The organism is Siphonobacter sp. (assembly GCF_048595215.1).
Classification (GTDB): domain Bacteria; phylum Bacteroidota; class Bacteroidia; order Cytophagales; family Spirosomataceae; genus Siphonobacter.
In genome coordinates, this window is the sequence record NZ_JBMDWJ010000208.1 from 1 (window position 1) to 2580 (window position 2580).

2 protein-coding genes are annotated in these 2580 nt (G+C 44.7%); both read right to left on the reverse strand.

From position 1 onward, the window contains the following. Positions 1 to 92: 92 nt before the first annotated feature. Complete coding sequence (locus ACOJTG_RS12905) at positions 93 to 731, reverse strand: TetR/AcrR family transcriptional regulator (RefSeq protein ID WP_420154196.1); 639 nt, start codon at positions 729 to 731, stop codon at positions 93 to 95. A 19-nt stretch (positions 732 to 750) separates the two neighbouring features. Further along, a complete protein-coding gene (locus tag ACOJTG_RS12910) occupies positions 751 to 2277 on the reverse strand; it encodes an FAD-dependent oxidoreductase (RefSeq protein ID WP_420154197.1) in 1527 nt (508 codons plus the stop codon). Positions 2278 to 2580 lie beyond the last annotated feature (303 nt).

A 2580-nucleotide genomic window follows, 5' to 3' on the forward strand; every position in this document is an offset into this window, starting at 1 on the left:
CAATAAAACAGTGCTGGACTAACTATGAATTGATTCGGTACAAGAATTGGTTTACAACTGTGAAAGGCTTAAGGCAACTATCAGAACCTAGTTTAGAAACGTACTGGATCAACCAAAATTCCTGTAAGCACAGTTTGAGCATGTTGCTCGGCTAGTGCACTAAAGCTTGGTATATGAACAATAGAGGTACCAAGCATTTCATGAAATAGTGCTGACAAGACTAAAGGTCCAACAATGGAAAATGCGTGAACTTTCGGATCACCCATACGTACCTCGCCGCGGGCCTGTGCTTTACTAATCAAATCGGTTAGCAGCGTTAGAACATGGGTGACAACATTTTCGTACCAGATCCGGGCAAGATCGGGGAAAGTGTGACTCTCGCTAATCACGAGACGGGCCAATGCAGGTACGTTGCTTCCACTGATCCGCGTTGCTGCATACTTGAGCAAAACCGGTATCAGTTCGGCAAGTGATCCCTGAAAACTGGCCGAAACCTGTTGAATAGTTTGTAAGTGTACTTCAATGGTATGCTGCACAACCGCCCTAAACAGATCTTCCTTTGTATCATAGTAACGATACAGGGTACCCTTCACAATGCCTGCACGTTTCGCAATATCATCGAGCTTGGTGGCCGCGAAGCCATATTCAGTAAACACATGCAGGGCTGCATCAATGATTTCGGCAGGGCGTAAGTCCTTACGTCGGCTCCACTTAGGCTTGTTGTCCGTCACGTTTATTCCTTCTGAGAAGCTATGGGTTTAAATGGATTCCGTTTTTATTAAAATAATCGTTAAGCTTTACTACCGAGCCCTCGGGGTCGACTAAGGCAACATAGGTATCAGGTCGTAGCAAATAAAGGGCATCCTTTACCAGACCAGCTTTTCCGTATTCGGCGTGCCAGGTGAAACTGTAAACTGGAACTCTATTTTGTTCACCCCATGCTTTTAATTCTATTCCCGGCTCTCCGTAGACATGCACCTGCCATCCGATGATCGAGAGTGGATCATAATTATCCACCTTTTGAACGGGTACCCAGGGTAATCGATCCCCCCCTTGAACGGCATCGGCTTTGCCGCTACTTAATGGACTCTCGTGGTAACTTAACATCGTTTGTGAAACGATCCGGAACATGTACTCTCGCACGTTTCCTAATCGATTCGCCAGACCTACAAAGAGGGGGGCAATATAATTACGAAGAAAATCAGCAATACTGCCTTCAGTAGTAGCAAAGGTAAATACACGGTCCGTAGTCTCGACAAGTTTCTGGGCGAATTGCTTTCGCTCAATCTCATAGCTGTCAAGCAAAGGATCAGAGGCTTGTCCCTTTACTACGGCGGCAAGTTTCCAGGCAAGGTTGATTGCGTCTTGAATTCCAGTATTCATACCCTGGCCACCTGCTGGACTGTGTACGTGTGCCGCATCGCCAAGCAGAAAAGTACGGCTCCGGCGGAAATAATCGGTCACTCGGTGATGTACTTTATACGTAGAAAACCAGTTGACTTTGTCAATCGTAACGTTTAACGCTTGAATTGCTTGATGTCCTACCTCTTCGAAGGTAAGACGTTCGGGATTTTCCCCCCGCTCTTCGTGAACGATCCCGACTAATCGATAGTTGCCCGTATCAGTATAAGGTAACATTACCATAAAGTCAGATTTTTCAAAAGCTATCTGGGCTTCGCCGGAAGGTTCCACTCCAGTTGCTACAACGTCTGCTACATAGAATAAACCCTTATAGGTATCTCCTTTAAAACCGCTACCGATTTGATGGCGAATAGGCGATCGTGCCCCATCGCAAGCCGCTAGGTATTGAGCTTGGCAGATCGCTTCCTGCCCATTCTTATCTTTCAGTCGAGCAATGATTTGATCGGTTTTCTCTTCAAAAGACAAAAATTCAGTCTGACGCTCTACTTCCACTCCAAGGGTTTGCAGACGTTCGATTAAGAACTGCTCATGGCGATCCTGAGGGTAAATAAGTATAAAAGGGTAGGGCGAAATAGCTCCGCCCACATCGAGCATTTTGATCTGAGCCTGACGTTTGCCACCCGCCCACATATTCATGACTGGGATCCTATAGCCAGCCTTTATAATGGCATCGGTCATATCGAGTTGACGGTACAATTCCAACGTGCGAGCCTGAATAGCCATCGCTCGCGAAGTTTCCCCCGGACCGTTACTTTTATCAATAATCCTAACCTTGATACCCTGCTTAGTGAGCCATAAAGCGAGTGTTAGGCCAGTAGGGCCTGCCCCAACGATTAAAACTTCCGTCTGTAGCATAAAAGTTGTAGTTAAAATAAATGACTTAAGAGTCATTAAATATAGGCAGAAATGTTTCAATAGTAGCTTTTACATCAATAAAGCTTGAAACTGATTGATATTAGCGTAAGAGAAAGAATCAAAAAGCGGTTAGAAGAAATAGCCTATTTAGCAGAAACCTGGCACTCGCTACTTAAAGGTTTTAGTCATCATAAGTTTTGTAGCTATTGTCTTTGATAAGGATCCTTCAACTTGATCCTTCCAATTGAGTTATTTTAATCCATAAATTTTGCGAAACCGAATGGTTGCAAATATATTTGCAAC

Coding starts and splice junctions, on each gene's coding strand:
- ACOJTG_RS12910 (WP_420154197.1), bottom strand. CDS start 2,277: ATGCTACAGACGGAAGTTTTAATCGTTGGGGCAGGCCCTACTGGCCTA.